Source organism: Ruminococcus hominis (assembly GCF_014287355.1).
Lineage (GTDB): Bacteria > Bacillota > Clostridia > Lachnospirales > Lachnospiraceae > Schaedlerella > Schaedlerella hominis.
This window is the reverse complement of the sequence record NZ_JACOPE010000001.1, coordinates 853649-873534: the sequence shown is the minus strand read 5'-3', so window position 1 is coordinate 873534 and position 19886 is coordinate 853649. Positions and strand designations below refer to the sequence as shown.

The 19886-nt window shown below is 39.2% G+C and carries 18 protein-coding genes and 1 pseudogene; 2 read left to right on the top strand and 17 right to left on the bottom strand.

The window, feature by feature from the left end:
- Window positions 1-34: 34 nt before the first annotated feature.
- From H8S40_RS03795 to H8S40_RS03755, 10 genes and pseudogenes are all read right to left on the bottom strand, one after another.
- Window positions 35-391 (bottom strand): ArsR/SmtB family transcription factor, encoded by a 357-nt coding sequence (locus H8S40_RS03795; RefSeq protein ID WP_004841340.1) that lies wholly within the window; start codon window positions 389-391, stop codon window positions 35-37.
- A gap of 534 nt (window positions 392-925) precedes the next feature.
- Complete coding sequence (locus H8S40_RS03790) at window positions 926-1528, bottom strand: DUF6040 family protein (protein WP_186864592.1); 603 nt, start codon at window positions 1526-1528, stop codon at window positions 926-928.
- Between the two features lie 28 nt (window positions 1529-1556).
- Entirely contained in the window at window positions 1557-2372 is an 816-nt protein-coding gene (locus H8S40_RS03785) for a relaxase family protein (protein WP_436286271.1), read from the bottom strand.
- A gap of 18 nt (window positions 2373-2390) precedes the next feature.
- Window positions 2391-2749: pseudogene (locus tag H8S40_RS16515) on the bottom strand (relaxase/mobilization nuclease domain-containing protein); the annotation flags it as partial.
- Entirely contained in the window at window positions 2746-3126 is a 381-nt protein-coding gene (locus H8S40_RS03780) for a plasmid mobilization protein (protein ID WP_118738334.1), read from the bottom strand. The pseudogene H8S40_RS16515 and the gene H8S40_RS03780, both read right to left, overlap by 4 nt.
- Before the next feature lie 216 nt (window positions 3127-3342).
- Entirely contained in the window at window positions 3343-3576 is a 234-nt protein-coding gene (locus tag H8S40_RS03775) for a hypothetical protein (RefSeq protein ID WP_436286247.1), read from the bottom strand.
- A gap of 251 nt (window positions 3577-3827) precedes the next feature.
- Entirely contained in the window at window positions 3828-4142 is a 315-nt protein-coding gene (locus H8S40_RS03770; RefSeq protein ID WP_019162573.1) for a helix-turn-helix domain-containing protein, read from the bottom strand.
- Between the two features lie 79 nt (window positions 4143-4221).
- The gene (locus H8S40_RS03765) at window positions 4222-5178 is read right to left on the bottom strand and encodes an ORF6N domain-containing protein (protein WP_186864591.1); all 957 of its coding nucleotides are present in this window, start codon (window positions 5176-5178) and stop codon (window positions 4222-4224) included.
- A 176-nt stretch (window positions 5179-5354) separates the two neighbouring features.
- On the bottom strand, window positions 5355-5486 hold the full coding sequence (locus H8S40_RS03760) for a TnpV protein (protein WP_494545939.1): 132 nt from the start codon (window positions 5484-5486) through the stop codon (window positions 5355-5357).
- A gap of 101 nt (window positions 5487-5587) precedes the next feature.
- A complete protein-coding gene (locus H8S40_RS03755) occupies window positions 5588-7960 on the bottom strand; it encodes a glycoside hydrolase family 2 TIM barrel-domain containing protein (protein ID WP_186864590.1) in 2373 nt (790 codons plus the stop codon).
- A gap of 157 nt (window positions 7961-8117) precedes the next feature.
- Here H8S40_RS03755 and H8S40_RS03750 point away from each other — a divergent pair, with 157 nt between their 5' ends.
- Window positions 8118-9209, top strand: coding sequence for a helix-turn-helix transcriptional regulator (locus H8S40_RS03750; protein ID WP_117991485.1), 1092 nt, complete (start codon window positions 8118-8120; stop codon window positions 9207-9209).
- Between the two features lie 55 nt (window positions 9210-9264).
- Here the strand turns inward: H8S40_RS03750 and H8S40_RS03745 are convergent, their stop codons facing one another.
- Both H8S40_RS03745 and H8S40_RS03740 read right to left on the bottom strand, forming a co-directional pair.
- Entirely contained in the window at window positions 9265-10197 is a 933-nt protein-coding gene (locus H8S40_RS03745; protein ID WP_118688728.1) for an alpha/beta hydrolase, read from the bottom strand.
- A complete protein-coding gene (locus H8S40_RS03740; protein ID WP_186864589.1) occupies window positions 10175-12877 on the bottom strand; it encodes an alpha-L-rhamnosidase in 2703 nt (900 codons plus the stop codon). The genes H8S40_RS03745 and H8S40_RS03740 overlap by 23 nt, the downstream gene beginning before the upstream one ends.
- Before the next feature lie 113 nt (window positions 12878-12990).
- Here H8S40_RS03740 and H8S40_RS03735 point away from each other — a divergent pair, with 113 nt between their 5' ends.
- Complete coding sequence (locus H8S40_RS03735) at window positions 12991-13953, top strand: AraC family transcriptional regulator (protein ID WP_186864588.1); 963 nt, start codon at window positions 12991-12993, stop codon at window positions 13951-13953.
- Between the two features lie 60 nt (window positions 13954-14013).
- Here H8S40_RS03735 and H8S40_RS03730 read toward each other — a convergent pair whose 3' ends face one another.
- The 5 genes from H8S40_RS03730 to uxuA form a co-directional block, all read right to left on the bottom strand.
- Window positions 14014-15042 carry a sugar kinase gene (locus H8S40_RS03730; protein ID WP_186864587.1) on the bottom strand — a complete coding sequence of 343 codons (1029 nt, stop codon included), beginning with the start codon at window positions 15040-15042 and terminating at the stop codon, window positions 14014-14016.
- An 11-nt stretch (window positions 15043-15053) separates the two neighbouring features.
- Entirely contained in the window at window positions 15054-15701 is a 648-nt protein-coding gene (locus H8S40_RS03725) for a bifunctional 4-hydroxy-2-oxoglutarate aldolase/2-dehydro-3-deoxy-phosphogluconate aldolase (RefSeq protein WP_186864586.1), read from the bottom strand.
- Window positions 15702-15771: 70 nt separating this feature from the next.
- Window positions 15772-17181, bottom strand: a complete 1410-nt coding sequence (gene uxaC / locus H8S40_RS03720; RefSeq protein WP_186864585.1) for a glucuronate isomerase — start codon at window positions 17179-17181, stop codon at window positions 15772-15774.
- Between the two features lie 14 nt (window positions 17182-17195).
- The gene (locus H8S40_RS03715) at window positions 17196-18815 is read right to left on the bottom strand and encodes a mannitol dehydrogenase family protein (RefSeq protein ID WP_186864584.1); all 1620 of its coding nucleotides are present in this window, start codon (window positions 18813-18815) and stop codon (window positions 17196-17198) included.
- Window positions 18802-19884: a mannonate dehydratase gene (gene uxuA / locus H8S40_RS03710; protein WP_186864583.1), complete on the bottom strand. Its 1083-nt coding sequence runs from the start codon at window positions 19882-19884 to the stop codon at window positions 18802-18804. The genes H8S40_RS03715 and uxuA overlap by 14 nt, the downstream gene beginning before the upstream one ends.
- Window positions 19885-19886: the final 2 nt, after the last annotated feature.

Sequence of the window (19886 nt, the reverse complement as noted above, 5' to 3'; positions counted from 1 at the left end):
GTTGCTCAATCACTCAACTTAAAAGGTAAAAATTTTAATCTCTTAAATGTTCAAAGCCTTTATCAATAATTTCCTTAACATGCTCATCTGCCAAAGAATAATACGCAATCTGAGCTTCCTTACGATATTTTACTAACTTAGCCAGACGTAGTGCCTTAAGCTGGTGCGATACTGCGGATTTCGTAACTCCAAGCAATACTGCCAGATCACAGACGCACATCTCGCTTTGTTCTAATGCATGAAGAATCTGCACCCTGGTACCATCCCCAAATAATTTAAAAAGTGAAGCAAGTTCTATATATTCCTCTTTAGACTGCATCTTCTTTTTTACATCATTTACGATGTCTTCATGGATAACGTCACAATTACAAGTGAATTGAGAATCTGCCATTATCTTCCTCCTTATGCTTTAGTTGAACAACTGCTCAACTAATTATAATATGTTATTTTTTCACTGTCAATAAAATTTAACCTGAATTATTCATTTTTTTATCAATGTATCCTTTTTCCAGAAGTGATGCCTGATACAGCTTCCGGCAGATGAATACCATATTAGCTTCTTTAAAATATGTAGTTCCATCTGAAAATACAGGTGTCAGACCGGTAGCTTGTATCTTATCCTCATTTTTCCCTGAATGACTCCCAAGATAGCCTAATGTTTTTTATATTCAGCCGGAAAGTGGGATAATGTAAAATATTCTTCCTAATCCATTCGCAGCATATCAGGAACCAGTAAAATCCCGATTACTGTAAACGCAATACCACCTGCACATACCAACACTATTGTCGTTTCAATTCCCTTTCTTACTTTTCTCCTGTCTTTTTAAGCACAGGAAGATTCGGAAATCTCCCTGTGTTTTTCTTAATAATATCCTCGTTCTTCCAGCCAGTCTTTCACGTAACTTCTGATTCAAAAATAAATTTTTTATAAGATAAATTTATTTTTCTTTTTACTCAAATACATTCTTAGAAAAATAGCCCCCATATTTATAAGGAAAATCAAAAAAATCAAATTTAACGATAGATACTCTCGCACCATATTTCCCAGCACTGCACTAAAGGAAATACTAGATATCAAAACCATTTTATAAATATCATCCCATATCTTTCTATACTGCTCAATTCCACCCCATACAAGAATTACACATCCGACAATTCCTGCCATAATCGCAACCATTGAAACTATTCGTTCAAATGTGACTTCTCCTGAAGGATATCCCATATAATCCAGCTGTTCAAACCATATCACATACTCTCTGCACCAATTAACTGGCAACATGATTAGCTGCAATATATCTCTTTGAAATGCTCCATTCTGAATAAGTGAAAAGAAAATGACACAAAGATATCCCCAATCCCAGAAAAACTGCATTTCTTTCATATCCTCAACTTCTGATTTTGCTTTTCTCCTGGCTCTTTGTATCTCCACATCTGCCCGTTTTCTTACCCTTTCAGTCTGATACTCTGCCTGCCTTGCCTGTTTTTCTGCTTCTTCCTGTTTCCGCTGTGCCTGTTCAAACGCTTCCACCGATGACTAGTTCACCTGTATCTGCAACTTAGAGTTCCGGTCCCGAACGTCTTTTATTTCTTCTTCGAGCTGCTCTTGCTCGCTCCTGCTCATCAATCCGTTTCTGTTCCTCAAGTCGTCGTTGCTCTGCTGTAAGGACTGATTGAGTTTCCGCATTTCGGACAGTTCTACTGTCATCTGCTGAATTTCGGCGTTCGACTTCTGCATTTCTTCTTGCATTTCGTGATTCTCGAAGAACAACTGCTGTTTTTCCATTTTCAACTTGTGTGTCCTTTCCTGAAATTCCTGAATAAACTCGTTCATCTTCTGATTTCTCACCTGCAACTCGTCCCTCTCTGCCGACACTTTCTCCAGCGTTTCTGCCTGCTCCTTCGCAAGCTGCTTCCACTTGTCGGTAGTATCCAGCGAATTCTTCGTCTGATCCGTTTGTTCGTTCTGCTTCGGCTCGTGTCCTTTCGTAATTTCCATTAAATTCATATTCCAATGCCTCCTTACTGATGTCCAGATGAAAGGTTTTAGACAAATTGCTGTCACGCACTTTCTTTCCATCCTGATTCTGAAATGTGATGTGCTTTCGCTTTTCCGTCCAGTTCACGTTCCATCCAAACTGCTTCATTTTTTCTATAAACTTTTCTTTATTGATACAATTTTCCAGTGCCTTTAATACCGCCATTGCACAGTCCGCTACAAAACTGTCCTTTACCTGTTGACGGAACAGGTTATATTTATCTTTGCTCCATGCAATGACTTCCCCTTTTTCAATCTGGCTTCCATCAAAGTGCTTTCCTTTCTCGACAACTGTCAGTCCACGTTCTCGGCACATCTGATTAGTAAGCTGTTTCATACGTTCCAGATCCTTTTTGGTGTTATGCAGTTTTCTCCCATCTTCATAACTCACAGAATTTGTAACCAGATGGCAGTGGATATGGTTTTATCCTTATGCACAGCCACTAAGGTCTGGAATCCACTGAACCAATTTTCTGCAAACTCTTTTCCAAATTCAAATGCCTGCTCCGGTGTAATCTTCTCATCTTTATGCCAGGAAATAATGTTATGGGCGTACATCCTTCCGGAGTCTTTATTCCATAATTTCTTTTCTTCCAAAAATGTGCGATACACCAGATTATAGTTAATCTCCTCATGTGGATAAGGACCTGTCACATAGGCAAGCTGTTCATTCGTCTTATCCTGACGCAATACATATTCGATACAGTTTCTCATTGCTCCATGAGAATTTGTCCGCTTATTAACTGTCTTATTGACTGCCATATCTTTTCACTCTCCTTCCGGTAGTTGAGGATATTCTGATTAAGATGATGCAAAATATCTTCTCTTGGTATAAAGCCACCAGCATTTATTGTCCGTGCAATCTGGTTGATATTCGTGGCAGCACCACGAAGCTGGCTGAGTATCTCTGCAAGCATCAGATTCAACTTTTTCAATTCTTCTACTTCCTCTGCGGATGCAATTTTTAAATCTGCTATCGCATGGAGTACCACTGCCTGCTGGGTTTGCCCGGATTCTTTTACCTTGCTTTGAAGCAGATCGTACTCTGCTTTATTCATTCGTATGGTTACTGTATGATTTCGTTTTCTCATAGGCTTTTGTCTCCTTTCTTTGCCTAATTTTTCATTCTTTATTAACAGACACAGCGTTTTGGTGTATATTGGCAGGAGATTTATAAGAGAGTGCAACGCTCCCTTATACAGGTGCAGGACAGCGTCCTACCCAGGTAAGCGGAAGTCCGGCTGCAATGTGTACCTTTGCTTGATTCATTTCTTTCCCATCAAGTTCTCTTGCGATAGCCGCCAGTGTCAGCACATAATAGTCCTCGTCCTGCGTTTCTCTGCACAGAACTCCTTGTGTTCCTCTCCGATCTGGTAATACATACCATTGTAAACAAGAAGATTATTCTGGAAGATTGGCTCCTTGTCATATCTGGCTACACCGGATGGAAAGCATCTGGTGGCTGTTTTCATGTTTCCATACCCATGATCAATCCCAATCACCACAATTGTTTCATTATCGTTATTTTTCATCATTCTCATAATCATACCTCATTCTTTCTTTTCTTATCCAATCCTATTAATACTTACGTGAATTGATAAGATAGATATTTTATTTACTAGTTCTTTAATAATTCATATTTAATAACATGGATTATTAATAGCAACGGTTTGTCCAGTATGGGATTTACCATATCTGGTTTTCCTATTTTCTGATGTCCGGAGATAGAAATTTCCTATGACCTGATTGTCCAAAATTGGACTATCCACCCTTAGGCACTTCTCTGCTCCACTTAATCATTTTCTTCTCCTAATGGAACTTCCCGGATAATATATTCGGTATCGCCATAAAAACCATATTCATTACGCAATCTATGACGTTCCACATATCCATGATGCTCTAATTCCTTAATTGCAGAACGAACAGAATCAATCCCATCTCTGCTCAATGTTGCCAGTCCTTGCATATTGTAATTCCAGTCATCTGGCAAACTTAACATCAGCGATAATAGACCTTTCGCTTTCAATGTCAGATTCTTATTCTTGAAATGGTGATTACTCATTACCGTAAAATTCTTAGTTCTCTCTACACGAAAAATCTGTGCCATGCTCCCCACTTCCTTTCCAGACAGAAAAAGACGCAAGCCATATTCTTATGACTCACGCCTTTCTGCATAACTTACTTTTCTATTCTTCTGTTTCCAATTCCAATCTCTGTAAAATATCTCTTACAATACCTGCATCTTCAATCAGATTAATACCAAAACATTTTTTACCTGCATCCTTCAAAGACGCACCCACATGATATGCTTTCGTTTTATCAAGAATTAAAAAACGATCATGAAATGCTCTTGTGTACTTCACATCCAGTTTAGGATACTGTACATTAAAGTTATCTACATCTGTTTGAGATAATTTTGTCCGTTGCTGTGTATAAACTGTCACCGCCACATTTTCTTTCTTCTTTGACAAAATATTTAATGTTCCTACATCCACATATCCATCTACCAGAACAATTTCCATTTCTGCTTTCTGAATCAGTCCTATCAATAAGCTGAATGCATCATATATCTGACCATCAAAAAATATCTTTTGATTAGACTCCTCATGATCTGATATGTACTCAAAAATCTGCTCCAGTTTTTCATCTGTCTTTTTCTGATATTCCAGTTGTTTTAGCTCAACGTTACTAATCCTTTCAAACAAAAGTGCATTGTTGGCTATAAACCGTCGCATTTCTACAAATGCACGCATAATACCTATACTTACATTAATTGCCACCTCGCTATGCAATACACTTGCAAGCATGGATATTCCCTGCTCTGTAAATACATACGGTAATGTACGTCTGCCACCATAACCATTTTCTGTTCCACTGCCATTTGAGGTGCCAAATTGGCATTTCAAGTTTTCATATTCATCTTTTGTAAGCTGAAATCGAAAATCTTCTGGAAATCTGGCAATATTTCTTTTAACGGCTCTGTTTAACGCTCCCGTTTCTACCTGATAAAGCATTGCCAGATCACTATCCACCATGACTTGTTTGTTTCTTACTACATAAATCAGATTTTCAACGTCCGGTGGCATGATTTCAACTATTTGTGTTTCCACTGGTTCCATTTCTCTTACTTTCTGATCCGCCATTCCATCTCCTCTATAACTTGAAATGCCAAACTGGCATTTCAAGTTACTTTACCGCACAATCATTTCTTATGAGTTCCCAAAATCCATGTTCCCATTTTACCCTATTTTTCTCATTCTGCCTACTGCTATTTTTCATACAATAATGAGGTCGCAATCCACGACCTCATCACCTTCATTTAAACATAAATCAATTCCTTGAGAATAATCTCTTCTGCAATTGCTTTGTGTTGATTAGCAGCTCTTACCCAGGCAATCTGATCTTTCTCTTTATCCGGCAATGGTTCTTTTTCTTCTAACTGTTTCAAAATGGCTTCTTCTCGTCCTCATCATCTTTCGCATAAGATTCTGACCATAATCTGTCTCTGCGCACCCTCTTGAGCCTGCGCCCATACAGTTAACCATTTAGCCATTATTCTTCTCCTTTTACCTGAATACTTATTGTCTGCTCCGATATTCCATCTGCACTTACTGAAACATGAATTTCTCCTTCTTCATAACCAGTTCGTACAGCTATTAATGCTCTACCGCGATATGTTGTGTAGATACCTGAAATGAAACTGTTCTCTGTATTAGGTACAGCTGAGCCAAATCCCTGAAGAGTTCCTGCTCCGGATATCCGTACATTTATTTCTGTATCTGCATTCATTTTTAAGATTCCATTTTCTCCTACTAAGCTCAACTCGATAAAGCAAAGATCCTGCCCATTTGGCCTAAGCTGCATTTTATCAGCCTCTAATTTTAGAGTTGTGTTTCCAGTAGCTGACTGCAACGCTGTTCTGCCAATTTCCTTACCGGTTGCATCCAAATTAACTGCTTCGATTTTTCCAGGAATGTATTTCACATTTTTGAATATTGCCTTTCCTTCCTTTACTTTCTTTTTACCAAGACTTCTTCCATTTAAAATTAGTTCAGCACTGACTCCAGAAGCATATATAGTTATGTTGGTCTTGTTTCCGTCACAGTCTTCCCATGACCAACTTTCAACGCAATCTGTATTGCGCCACATAGACATTGCTCTGGTATACTCAGGGAACTGCATCGGGTCAACTCCGATTGCTGGTTCATCTTGTAATCCCCAAATAATTTTATTCCATGCTACTTCAGCCTGTGGAGTTCCGCAGATATCAATTACACCGCTTCCAGAGATAATCGGAAGTCCCTTATATGCATTTTCCTTTGTTTTCTTATGTACATAACGTATAGTTCCGAGACCTGTCTCTCCTAAGTAATCCCATCCAGTCCACATAAAATCACCTATTAAATTAGGGATAGATTTCACTAATTTCCAGTTACCATACAGTGTTTTAGGCAATGTTTCTGAACCCACAAAGCATTTATCCGGTCTTGTCTTGCTCTCCTTCTGATATCTGGAAGTAGCATAATTATATCCAGCAATATCTAATATTGGAGAAAGTGAATCACAAACACTATCCGCAGCTTTTGACGAAGCCATTTTGTCAATCAGTCCTCCCATTTTATTCATAAGCACATTGTAAAAAGCACTAGTCGGCATAGAATCCATGCTCTGACTGCCATTCTTATTATCGCTATCAGAATAAAGACCTTTACCTTTTTTAGCCATTCCTGCAAGAAGCAAGTTCACCCCACAGGTAACAGGTCTGGTTTCATCGAACTCTCTGACATAATTTGCAATTTCATTACAAAGCTCCTGTCCTTTAACTGTACCGAGTTCAGAAATTTCGTTTCCGATTGAATACATAATCACTGATGGATGATTATAATCCGTCTGGATCATAGATTCCACGTCCTGCTTCCACCATTTCAGGAAGTTCTCATTTGCCTGATCATATGGGTTCTTATGCACGAGCCAGTAATCCCAAGTCTCGTCCATTACATATATTCCAAGCTCGTCACACGCCTCGAGCAAATGTGAAGAAATCGGGTTATGAGAGCTTCGAATGGCATTAAATCCAGCTTCTTTCAGTATTTTGGCACGGCGATACTCTGCATCCCTGAAACTGCATGCTCCAAGAATACCGTTATCATGGTGAACGCATGCTCCACGGAGTAAAGTATTTTTACCATTTACAAAGAATCCATTACCATTCCATGCAAGCGTTCGAATTCCAAATCGCTTCATTACAGAGTCCAATAACTTTCCTGATTCAATTAACTCTACCTTGCATGAATAAAGAAAAGGGCTCTCCTCATCCCATGTTTTTGCATTAGGAATTTTCAAGGTTACATCATTACCATCTCCCTCAGCTACTACTACGTCATCTTCATATACCAATACATGTACACTACCTGTTCCATGCATTTCTGTTTTAATATGTACACTATCATTATTGATTGTGGAAATTCTGACGCCATCCGGTAAAATATACGATTCTCCTGCTGTAAAAAGGCTTATATTCCTATATATTCCGGCACCAGAATAATATCTGGTATTCGGTGTATCTGCGTTATCCGCAATTATTTCAATTTCATTTTCTCCAGAATGAAGATGCTCGCTAAGTGATATGTAATATGCTGCATATCCATATGGTCTCTCATCTATCATTTCACCATTTAATAGAATTTTTGAGTTCTGATAGATGCCCTCACAGTACATAATCACATTCTTATTTTCTTCATCATGGTTGAATTTCTTCTTATATGAATATTTTCCTCCATCGAAATAGGCACATGCTCCACCCGATGGATTTGATTTATCCCTGTTTTCCATAATCATGGCATCATGAGGAAGATTTACGATCTGCACCTCAGCACTTTTGTCGCTGTGAAATTCCCAGTCTCTATTAAAGTCTCTAATTTTCATTTGCTCCTCCAAACTGTTTTTTCATTTAATTGTAAGTTACAATATATATTTTCAATGTTTCCTATTGTGTTTTATTATAAATGATGTATAATTTAAAAGATACGTCATAATCAAGCATAAATTCATATTTTACAACATATTCAATAATGGAGGTATTATGTTTTCTATTTTAGATACCAATACGTCACAAAACCATTATTTTGGAATGTCTTCTGGGATATTAAACCAGCTTCCATTTAACGAAATAATTAAAAGCATACCTGAGCAGCATCATCTGGATGGCCCTTTTAATCTATACTTTTCAACTCATCATCCTGATTCATCGGAGACTGCACTCATCATTATGCAATCATCCCCCATACAAAATATGTATGTAACACTGAATGCAAAAGAAATGGACATACAATCTCGTATGTCCACATTACACCGTCACGACTTTTACGAATTAATGTTTGTAATAGACGGTGATATTTACCAGAATATAGAAAATCTTCGACATTACTATCCTCAAGGCAGCTGCTGTCTTATGAATAAAAATGTCTTTCATCAAGAAGAATACGGCGGTTATCATCGAATTGCCTTTTTACAATTCTCTGAAGAATACCTGTTACAGTTGATGGAAGCCCCTCGATATTTCACTAAAAAAGAAAATATCAAATCCAATCTATTCAATGATTTTCTTAATATCAATCATAAAAAGAATTATTTTTCAGATAAGAATTATATAGATTTTATTCCATTGGAAACACCCATGTGGATTGATCAGAACATTCATGACCGATTTGAAAAAATATTATGGGAAATCCAGTCACCTTCTATGGGATCTACCTTTCGCATAAATGCAATGATGCTCGAGCTTATCAGCTTGCTTTTTGATAATAAACATTATCACAATACGCCCTTACACTTTACCTCTAGTGCCGAGCAGGAGCTTTTTGATTCTATTACCAGATTTCTTGTGCAGCATAATGGTCGTGTGAGCCGCAAAGAATTAGAGACACATTTCCACTATTCTGGAGATTATCTATATAAGATTACTCAAAAATTCACCGGGCTTTCGCTATTTGATTATGGTATGAAATTCTGCATGCAGAAAGCGTGCGATTTACTCATCACAACCGCCATGCCGATTGCAGATATTTGCCAGCAGCTTAGTTTTAGTAATCAAACCTATTTCTTCAAGAAATTCAAGGAATACCATGGGATGAGTCCGGCAAAGTATAGGAAGTTGAACCGATTGCAAAATTAATTACATTGATCGAATAAAGTAAAGACCATGGAAGAAAATCTCCATGGCTCTTACTTTATTGTATAAACTTTCGTATCACTTCATATCGTTTCTCAAAAACTCTTTTTACAAGAGGACTCTTTAAATCTGCATCAAATCCATGATAAGAGCCTGAGATTACATTTAAATCTACGTCTACTCCGGCATTTTTTAACTTATTGGCATAAGCAATTGCCTCATCCCGTAAAGTATCAAATTGCTGTGGTTCTATATAAGCAGGCGGCAAATCATGTAACTCATTTTTCATAGGAATGGTATAGGTTTCCTTTTCAACACCACGGCTTAAATAAATACGCCACATTTGCTCATTGGAATTTTTACTCCATGCAGCATCTTTATACTTCTCCATCGATTCATATTTTCCTCTTTCATTGTCACATACCGGATAAATAAGCATCTGACCACATAACGGATAATGATTTCTGTCACGATTTAACAGCGCAATACCGGCAGCAAGACAACCACCAGCACTGTCCCCATACAGGAATACACGATTTTTGTCTACTTTAAGTTTCTCTGCATTTTCGAATATAAACTTCAGCATGGCATAACAATCCTCCAATGTCGTGTCACATGGGCTGTCAAGGGCCAGACGGTATTCAGGCAAAAAAACTTTTACGCCTGTATTCTCTGCATACAGGGAGCTATTATTCATCATAGCTTTCTGAATAGGAAACATAAATCCTCCTCCATGATAATAAATCATAGCAGGATACAGCGACTCTTCTTTTTTCGGGGTAAACTCGTAAAAAGTAATACTTTTTTGATCAAAAGATTGACAGGTATCTTTTCTGACTTTTGCTATTTTGCTCTTATATGATGAGACCTGCTTACTGAAAAAACCGGCAACTTTTGCCAGACTGCCGTCTCTTACTTTTTCTTCCAGATTTATATTGCTAAAACTTATGGTTTTTCTCAATTCTTTACTATAAGGATATTTCGACTTCATATCTATATTCTCCACTTCCTACATCATGAACAGTACCATCCGGCAATTCGATAGTTGCAACTGTATTACATGGAACTACCGTGTGCAATGAAAAAATATTTTTCTTCTCAGATTTTGTTATATTCCATTCACAGACTACTGTACCCTGCTCCGTTCTGTAACTTCTACTGCTGGAACTAATCTTTCCATCTAGCTTCGGTGCAATACGAAAGTGTTTAAAACCGGCACCCTTTGTATCAATACCTCCTACTGTACGGAAGATCCAGTCTGCAACAGCACCAAATGCATAGTGATTAAAGCTTAAGTTACCGGGATTTCCGTCATCATCATAGCCATTGCAGTTTTCCCATATCGTTGTACCGCCCGCATCTACCTCGTATAACCAGGAAGGCTTTTTTGACTGCCACAGCAGCGTATAAGCGAGATCTATTCGTCCGATTTTGCATAGTGCATCAAGCAGATACGGTGTGGTCAGAAATCCTGTATCCATACACATATCGTTATTCTCAATAGACTTTACAAGATTTCCAGCAAAAGTCTCTTTATGTTCTTCCGGAACCAGATTGAAATAAATTGGGAGTACATATGCTCCCATCAGATTCGAAGGCATAGAACCATCTTCTTTTATAACACCTTTTTGAATGGCTTCCTTCATGTGGTCCGCAATATCCTGATATTTTTTCATGTCAGACAAATATAAAATGTTGTCATCGGTCTCTTCAGAAAGAATTTCAGCAATCTTCGCAAAGGTATGAACCGAATTCCATCCAAAAATCGGAGCAGTGTAGCAGGAACTCATACTCATAATATTTTTCAGGTTTTTCATATCCAGACCATTTTTGCTCTGACTTGGAATCAACCATTCTCCATAGTGATAACCGGTATCCCAGAGATATTTCTCAATATCATCAGGAATGGTACTGTCTTTGGGTTTATTGGATGCTGCCTGAAGAATTATGTAGTCACACCAGCGTCTCATACAGTAATACTGTTGTCTCAGGATATCTGTATTTCCTGTAATCTCATACATAGAATACGGAACAATCACAGCAGCATCCCCCCAGCCGGAAGAAGTTCCTGAACCTTTTACCCCGTACATCATACTCATCAGTTTGCCCATGGAAGGATAATTTCCATCCTGCGGAACTACCATGGGAATAATCCCATACTCATCCTGATCACATTCCATATTGTACAGCCAACGAGTAAAGAAAGCGGTGCAGTCTTCGTTCAGAAGAGCTGTTCTGGAATAAACAAGCATATCTCCTGTCCATCCTGCTTTTTCCCGCTGTGGGCAGTCTGTCGGCACAGAAAGCATATTAGCGCATTGAGACCATCTGATATTTTCGTAGAGACGATTCAGACGTTCATCTGATGTCTTAAAAGTACCGAGATTTTCCTTTTTTGTTGATACGACACATGCCGTAAACTCTTCTGCTTTCGGCTCAATTCCGGTAACACGCACATAGCGGAAACCATGGTATGTAAAATGAGGTTCATAAGTGGCTGAAGTTCCATCACAGACATAAACCTCCTTCTGGTCAACGCCTTTTCCCACGCCGCCGGCTCCCTGAATATTGTTAAAGAAATTTCCCTGCTTGTCCAGTATCTCACAATGTTCTAAGGTAATCTGTGTTCCCTTTGGAGCATTTACCTTCATACGGACAAATCCTGCAATATTCTGTCCAAAATCCAGAATCCATTCTCCTTTCGGACTTTTCGTCAGCCGGGAAACAGGAAGTTCATTCACGATCATGACGGGCTCTCCAATCTGAGAAACCAGACTCTCATATCCATAATTTGCTTCCATGCAGGAAATCCATCCGGAATCCATAAAGTCTGCACAATTCCAGTTTTTTATCTGCTTATTCGCATCATAATATTCTCCTGCATACAAATCTGCAGACAGAACGGGACCGTTGGAACATTTCACATCCTCATCAGAGATAATCATATCCATTGAACCATCCGGGTAAGTAATTTCCAACTGAAAGAGTACTGCATGTGCATAGTCCATTTTTTTCATATTGGGCAATGACTGAGGACATAAATACCATCCATCCCCCACATGCATGCCAATGGCATTCGACCCTTCTGTCAATTGCTCTGTCACATCATAAGTCTGGTAGCACAGATATTTCTCATAAACGGTATGTTCCGGAGCCAGAAGACGGGAATCTGCCCGGCTTCCATTCAGATATAATTCATAAGCACCATGACAGGTAGCATACAGACGGGCTTTCACAGGTTTATCTTTCAGTGCAAATTGTTTACGGAAAAGAGTGGCAGGCTGTTGTTTCCCAAATCCTGGCTTTCCTTTTTTTCTTTTTCCAGGAGCCTTCACCCATTTTGCAGACCAGTCACTTTCTGATAAGAAACCTGTCTCAAAAGAAGATGTGGCAGTCGCAGTATTTCCGTGATTATCCAAAACATGCACAGTCCATAGATACCTCATTTTACTCTGTAATTTTGCTCCTTTATACGGAATATAGGCATTGCGACTGCTTTCAACAACCCCCGAGTCATATATGCAGTTCCCCACAGAATCCTTTATTGTGAGCTGATAAGACTCCTGCATGGTATTCGGAATATCACTTTCCATCATCCAGGAAAAATATGGCACAACATCGATAGCGAGAGGTTTTTCCATGTGAAGCACTTTCAGATTTTTAACTAACATTTTAGCATCCTCCTTTTATTATTTGCTTCATTATAGTATAATTTATACATTGATTTTAGATATTTTATTGCTGTATAACTATTGAAAATTGCTGTTTTAAAGGAGGAGCATATATGTTTGAACATATTTATTTCTTTACTCATCAGACAGATGGAGAAAATCAGGATGTGCTGAAAGATGAAGCTTATCAGAAAATGGTGAAAATGTACCATCTTCCTTCGGCAAAAGACACATCATTCTGTATTGATGGAAAATCCCGTTATCTTCTGCAGCATCCACTGTCCCTGGAAAAGCAAAAATACTTAATGTATCTACAGTCTTTTTCTTATATGGACACTGGAGCTTCTTACTATACGAAACGCAGTAATTACCCATCCATTCTGCTACTGTATACCTATGAGGGAATAGGGGAACTGATTTACAGGGGACAGCGTTATACATTGCGAAAAGGAGACGGTTTTGTCATCGACTGCAGAGAAGCACAATTCTACAAAACCATGGGCAATCACTGGTGCCATTCTGATCTGCACTTTTGGGGAGGTCAATCTGCGCTTTTTTACAACGAAAATTTTGCAAATAAACCACCTGTATTTCACTGCACACAGCAAAAATCTTTTCAAACACAATTAGAGAAGATTCTGAGAATGCAAAACGAACCGGTGATCAATCGTGATTTTTATATTTCTTTTGAATTGGAGAAAATGCTCTTTTATATTTTAGAATGCCTGAAAGAATTTCATAATACTGAAGAAATACCTGATACGATCAGTCTTCTTCAAAATTACCTGGAACATCATTTTGCGCAGGATATTACGTTAGAAGCCATGGCAGGTTTTACAGGAATCAGTAAATATCATTTATGCAGGCAATTCAAGAAATATACAGGCTTTTCTCCCAGAGAATATCTCATACATCTGCGGTTGCTTCAGGCACAGATGTTATTGCAGTCTACGGAAATTCCCTGTTATAAAATCGGGATTATGGTGGGATTTGCAAATGAAGCAAATTTTATTCAGCATTTTAAAAAAGCATTTGATATGACCCCCGGAGAATACCGGAATACGATAAAAAATTGAATAGAGCTTATAAAATCACATCCCCCTCATTTCACATATTGCCTGTGAACCAGTATCCCTCTATCTCTGCACTCTTCCACTTCCATCACTGTTCATAAGTGCCAGTACTTCTTTTTCCGTCGTATAATTGATATCCCCCGGCATTGTATGTTTAATCGCAGATGCTGCAATGGCAAATTCCAGTGCATCCGAAATACTCATTTTAGAAAGATATCCATGTAGAAATCCTGCTGCGAAGGAATCACCTCCACCTACGCGGTCAACAATATGAAGTGGATACGAACTTCCTGTATAGAGTCCTTCTTCGCTGCATACTGCTGCTGATAATGTATTATCAGAAGCACTGATACTTTTTCTCAATGTCGTGATCAGGCACTTCAACTGATATTTTTCCAACACTTTTTTCATATTTTCTTCATTTACACAGATACTATAATCTCCGTCAATCAGATCCACTCCCGGAACTGAATATCCGAGACATTTTGCTGCATCTCTTGCATTTCCAAAACAGATGTCTACATACTTCATCATTTCTGCAAGAGATTTCTGCTTTCCTTCAATATCTTCTGTCCAAAGTCTCGCTCTGTAATTCAAATCAAAAGATGTCGTAACTCCATACTTTTTTGCTTTTTTCAAAGCTTCTAGTGTAAGTAACGATGTATCCTTACTAAGGACCGGGGTGATTCCTGATACATGAAATAAATCTGCATTTTTAAATACGCTTTCAAAATTAAATTCTTCTGCCTTTGCCTCTGTAATCGCAGAATCCTGTCTGTCATATATGACGCTTGACGGACGGACAGATGCTCCGTTTTCAAGAAAATAAATTCCCAGACGCTTTCCTCCTCGAGCAATCTGTGAGCAATCTACGCCGACTTTCTGCAGCTGTCCAATTGCAGCATCACCAAGCGGATGATCTGGAAGTTTGGAAAGAAATACAGCCTGATGGCCAAATTGCGCAAGTGATGCTGCGACATTTGCCTCTGCACCTCCATAACAGACATCAAATAACTGTGCCTGTCCAAATCTCTGATTTCCGGGAGGAGAAAGTCTCAACATGATTTCTCCAAGTGTAACAACCTTTGCCATGATTTCTCCTCCTATTTTAATTTCTTCCTTGCCTCTGAAACGAGTTCTACCGCTTCACGGACCAGTTTTTCAATTTCATCATATTTTCCTTCACAGATCAGATCCTTTTTCACCATCCAGCTTCCGCCGCATGCAAGAATTGCCGGACACTCTAAATAACTACTTACATTCTTTGGATTGATCCCACCTGTCGGCATGAATCTTATATTAGAATACGGAGCTGAAATTGCTTTAATATAATTCAGTCCACCTGCCGGTTCTGCCGGGAAAAATTTCACAACGCTAAGCCCAAACTCCATAGCTACTTCTACATCACTTGGTGTAGAACATCCGGGAATGATCGGAATTCCTCGTTTCACACAATAATCTACGACTGTAGGATTTAAGCCCGGGCTGACAATGAATTTTGCTCCCGCTTCAACTGCTCTGTTTACCTGATCTGTTGTAAGTACAGTTCCGGCACCAACAAGCATCTGAGGATATTTTTCCGACATCTCACGGATAGCCTCTTCTGCTGCTTGTGTTCTGAATGTAACTTCGGCACATGGAATTCCACCATCACACAAAGCTTTCGCAAGCGGAGCAGCATCTTCTGCCTGATCCAGAACAACAACCGGTATAATTCCTATTTCTTTAATTTTTAAATAAATATTCTCCATCTTCTATAATCTCCTCTATCTATATACAACAGCCGGCAGAATTACTTATCCTGCCGGCTTCATTTATAAGTTAAAATCGGAAATACATTTCTGCATTATCATGGCAGACTCTCTTAATCATCTGTTTCAGATATTCCATATCTTTTGGATATTCACCATTTTCTACCCATGAACCGATCTTGTTGCATAGAATTCTCCGAAAGTATTCATGTCTTGGAAATGACAGAAAGCTTCTGGAATCGGTAAGCATTCCTATAAAGTTTGCAATCATTCCGGTATCTGCCAGTGCATCCATCTGATCTTCCATACCACGCTTATGATCGCAGAACCACCAGGCTGTTCCTAGCTGTACTTTTCCGCGGATTCCATCAGAATTGCTTTGATAATTTCCTGCCATAGCGGCAAGCATCGGACCATCTTTCGGATTCAGATAATACAGGATTGTTCTCGGAAGACTATCTGTAACATCCATAGAATCCAGCAGCCCTGCAAGTTGCGGTGCATAGTTGAAATCATTCAGGCTGTCACATCCGATATCTGCACCCAGTTTTTCATATAATCTTGTAGAAGTATTCCGCAGCGCACCAATATGAAGCTGCATTGCAAGAGATCGCTCTGCATACATCTGACCAAGATTCTTTAAAACAAAACCGCGAAATGCAGCTGCTTCATTATTTGTGAGCGGAATATTGCCTAATGCCTTCGTATAAATGTATGATACTTCCTCGAATGTCGTATCCGGACGATAGAAATCCTTTTCCAGACTATGATCCGTTACATGACATCCATTTTCCACGAAATAATCCAGTCTTTTCTCAAGAGCCTCAAACAGTCCGTGTAGTGTTGTAATATCAGTTTTTGCAACTTTCCCAAGATGTGTAATATAGTTTGAAAATCCTGGATTTTCAATATCCAGTACAGAGCCCGGGCGAAATGTCGGGAGCACTTTAAATCCAAGTGTCTCGTCCTGTGCCAAAAGCTTATGATATTTCAGATCATCCGCCGGATCATCTGTTGTGCAAAGCACTTCTACATTCTGCATCCGAAGAAGATTTCTAACGGAATGATCCGGTCTTTGCAACTGTTCTTTTCCAATCTGCCAGATTTTCTCTGCTGTAGCCGGTGAAAGTGTTTCATCAATATTAAAATATCTTTTCATTTCCAAATGTGTCCAGTGATATAGTGGATTTCCTATACTGTTCTGCACAGTCTCTGCCCATGAAAGAAACTTTTCATAAGGATCTCCATCTCCCGTAACTAATTTTTCTGGTACACCATTGGCACGCATCCCTCGCCATTTATAATGATCTCCACCGAGCCATACCTGTGTCAGATTCTCGTAACACTGGTCTTCATAGATTTCTTTTGGGCTCAGATGGTTATGAAAATCAATGATCGGCATAGTCTCTGCTGCATTGTGATAAAGCTCCTTTGCTGTCTCATTCGTCAGTAAGAAGTCGTCATGAATAAATGATTTCATTAAAGAGCCTCCATTTATTTTTCCCATACATATTTTTTCAAAGTTTCTCTGACTGCACCAGTTCCCTGTAGCATCTCTTTGAAATAACCACATACCTTTTCTGCAAGCCCTACTTCGTAAAGGTCCACACCAAAGATCTTCTTGTCCTTCAAAATCGGACGGATTATTTCTTCTATCTCAGCAGTTTCACCAAGCTGTATCTTAGAAAATACCGGGCTCAGGCTCTGCAACATCGGATCCGGACTAAGTTCGAATGCATTTCCATTATCATCCACAGCAAGCAGATAGCGAAGCCATCCTGCAAACACAAGTGGAATCAGCTTCAAGTCTGAAGTTTTCAACTCTTCTGATTTTTCATATGCTTTGATTGTCTCACCAAAACGGATGGAAAGTTTTTGTGAAGTATCTGTCGCAATTCGCTGTGGTGTATCCGGCATAAATGGATTTGGAATTCGGATTTTTAAAACTGTATCAATAAAATCCTTTGGGTTAATAATCTTAGGATCTGTCACAACCGGAAGCCCTTCTTTGTATCCGATTACTTCAACCAGTTGTCTAAGATCTTCATCTTTCATCTCATCGGCAATAAGCTGGAAATCCAGCAGACATCCAAATACTGCAAGAGCAGTGTGAAGTGGATTTAAGCAGGTACATACTTTCATACGCTCAACTTTATCTACTGTCTCACGATCTGTAAAAATCAGTCCGCCCTTTTCAAGTGCAGGTCTTCCATTCGGAAATGCATCTTCAATTACGAGATACTCACATTCTTCTGCATTCACGAACGGTGCAACATAAGTGTTTTTTGAAGTGATAATCGGAGCCACTTCTTCCACACCATCGTTCTGAAGTACTTCTTCCACAGAGGCATTTGGACGTGGTGTGATCTTATCAATCATAGACCATGGAAAAGATACTTCCTTTGGATTGGAAACATATTCCACAAATTCCTGTGAAACAGACTTGTTAGAAGCCCATCCCCTTGCAAATGTGAGGATGGCAGTACTCAGCTTGTCTCCATTATGAGAACAGTTGTCAGTACTTACAAATGCGATTGGTTTTCTTCCGTTTTCAAAACGTGTATAGAGAAGAGATGCCACTTTTCCCATGTAGCTGCATGGTTTTTCCGGTCCATTCTCAATATCTTTCTTTACATCCGGAACAACCTCTCCATGTCTGTCAGTCACACTGTAACCTTTTTCTGTAATAGTAAATGTTGCCATCTGAAGGGAATCGGAAGCAAAGATTTCTTTTAGTCTTCCAAAAGCGTTTTCATTTTCACTGTCTAGTGCAAGAGACTCAACGACACTTCCCGTTACACTCTTTTCCATTGTTCCATCTGCTTTTAAAGTTACAAGGATAGAATAATCGTCATGCGGATGGTTCATCTTCTCAATAATCTCATAATCATATCCTTCTGCCACAATAAGTCCGCGCTCAAGCGCACCTGCATCCAACAAGTTCTGGACTACGTTTGCATGGAATGCGCGGAAAATATTTCCTGCACCAAAATGTATCCAGAACGGATTTTTCTTTGTAGCATCTGCAACCTTTTCACGATTGTATTTAGGAAGCTGATAACCTTTCTCTTCCCATAAAGCATGATCTTTAAGACCTTCCTTATACAGCTTCATGCCTTTTCTCCTCCTTTGTGATTGCTTCCCACAACCCATTAAGATAAGTTGCCCCGAGTGCACGGTCATATAGACCATATCCTGGCATTGCCTTTTCTCCCCAGATCATTCTTCCGTGATCCGGGCGGATCGGTCCGTCAAATCCGATATCATAGAGTGCTTTCATGATCTCAAACATATCGAAGGAGCCATCTGATGAGAGATGTGCAGCTTCTTCAAAATTCGTCGGTGTATGGAACTTCAGATTACGCACATGTGCAAAGTGAATTCTTCCCTTTAAGGAACGAATCATATCCGGAAGATTATTTTCACGATTTGTTCCATAAGAACCTGAACAGAATGTAACACCATTGTGCGGATCATCAACCATATGCATCATGCGAAGAATATTTTCCTTGTTAATAATGATACGCGGCAGTCCGAACACACTCCATGCAGGATCATCTGGATGGATTGCCATGTAAATATCATATTTATTACATACAGGCATGATACGCTCAAGAAAATACTTCAGATTTTCAAAGAGCTTTTCATCGTCAATATCTTTATACATTGCAAACAGTTCTTTGATATGTTCCATACGCTCTGGCTCCCAGCCCGGCATCACTGTGCCATTCATATCGGAAGCAATCGAGCCAAACATGTCTTCTGGATTCAGTGCATCAACAGCTTCCTGTGTATAAGCGAGAACTGTTGATCCATCCGGTCGCTTACGGGCAAGCTCTGTTCTCGTCCAGTCAAAAACAGGCATGAAATTATAACATACCAGATGGATATCCTCTTTTCCAAGATTCTCCAGTGTCTCAATGTAGTTGTCAATATATTTATCTCTGTCTGCACTTCCTGTCTTGATTGCATCATGTACATTCACACTCTCAATACCTGAAATATGGAGTCCTGCCGCTTCTACTTCATCTTTCAATGCACGAATACGTTCCCTGCTCCATACCTCTCCCGGATCTGTGTCATACAATGTTGTGATAACTCCTGTCACTCCCGGTATCTGACGAATCTGCTCCAATGTAACAGTATCAAATTTTGATCCATACCATCTAAGGGTCATTTCCATAA